The sequence below is a fragment of the Pseudoxanthomonas sp. P4_B2 genome (genome assembly GCF_056402315.1).
This window is the reverse complement of record NZ_JBFUHQ010000013.1, coordinates 1-1,223: the sequence shown is the minus strand read 5'-3', so window position 1 is coordinate 1,223 and position 1,223 is coordinate 1. Positions and strand designations below refer to the sequence as shown.

Genomic DNA, 1,223 nt, shown 5'->3' with positions numbered 1-1,223 from the left:
CGCCGACGGTGACATTGACGATGGCGGTATCGCAGTTGGTGGGGTTGAGGATTTCGCAGATCTGGTAACTGGCCGCGTAGCTGCCTGCAGCAGTGCCGGCGGCGACATCGACCGTGCCGTCGCCATTGATGGTGATCGGTCCGCTATTGGTCGGGGTGAGCGTGATCTGGCTCGGCACCACCGCTGCGCCGTTGAGCGTGTCGTTGCTCAGTACGTTGGTCACCGCCGTGCCGCCGCTGGCTCCGGGAACCGGACCGGCCGTGTCGTTGACCGCATCGATGGTGGCGGCCGAGACGCTGACGGTCACCGTGGCGCTGTCGCAGTTGCTCGGGTTGAGGTTCTCGCAGATCTGGTAGCTGGCTGTGTAGCTGCCCACTGGCGTGCCCGCCGCCACATCCACCGTGCCGTCCGGGTGGATGGTCAGCGGACCGCTGTTGGTCGGTGTCAGGGTGATCTGCGCCGGCACTACCGCCACGCCGTTGAGCAGATCGTTGCCCAGCACATTGATCACCGCAACCGCGCCGCTGGCGCCATTGACCGGACCGGCCAGATCGTCGACCGCGTTGATCGTGGCCGTGCTTACGGTCACGGTCACGGTGGCGGTGTCGCAGTTGGCCGGATTGAGGTTCTCGCAGATCTGGTAGCTGGCCGTGTAGGTGCCCACCGGCGTGCCCGCCGCCACATCCACCGTGCCGTCCGGGTTGATGGTCAGCGGACCGCTGTTGGTCGGCGTCAAGGTGATCTGCGCCGGTACCACCGCCACGCCATCGAGCGTGTCGTTGTTCAACACGTTAGTCACTGCAATGGCGCCGGGTCCTCCATTGACCGGACCGGCGGTATCGTCGGCGGCATTGATCAGCGCCGCTTGCACCGCTATCGATACCGTGGCGGTATCGCAGTTGCTCGGGTTGAGGATTTCGCAGATCTGGTAGCTGGCCGTATAAGTGCCCACCGGCGTACCCGGGGCCACGTCCACCGTGCCGTCCGGGTTGATGGTCAGCGGACCGCTGTTGGTCGGCGTCAGGGTGATCTGCGTCGGCACCACCGCCACGCCATCGAGCGTGTCGTTGCTCAGTACGTTGATCACCGCCGTTCCACCGGCCGTGCCCGAGACCGGACCGGCGATGTCGTTGACCGCGTCGATCGCCGCCGCAGCCACCACCACCGTCACCACCGCACTATCGCAATTGGCAGGATTGGATTGCTCGCAGATCTGGTAGGTC

At 65.5% G+C, this 1,223-nt stretch carries 1 protein-coding gene; it reads right to left on the bottom strand.

Annotation, left to right across the window (positions count from 1 at the left end; all coding sequences use genetic code 11):
- On the bottom strand, positions 1 to 1,223 hold a 1,223-nt coding region (locus AC1DTQ_RS18810; protein ID WP_477851567.1), incomplete at both ends, for a hypothetical protein.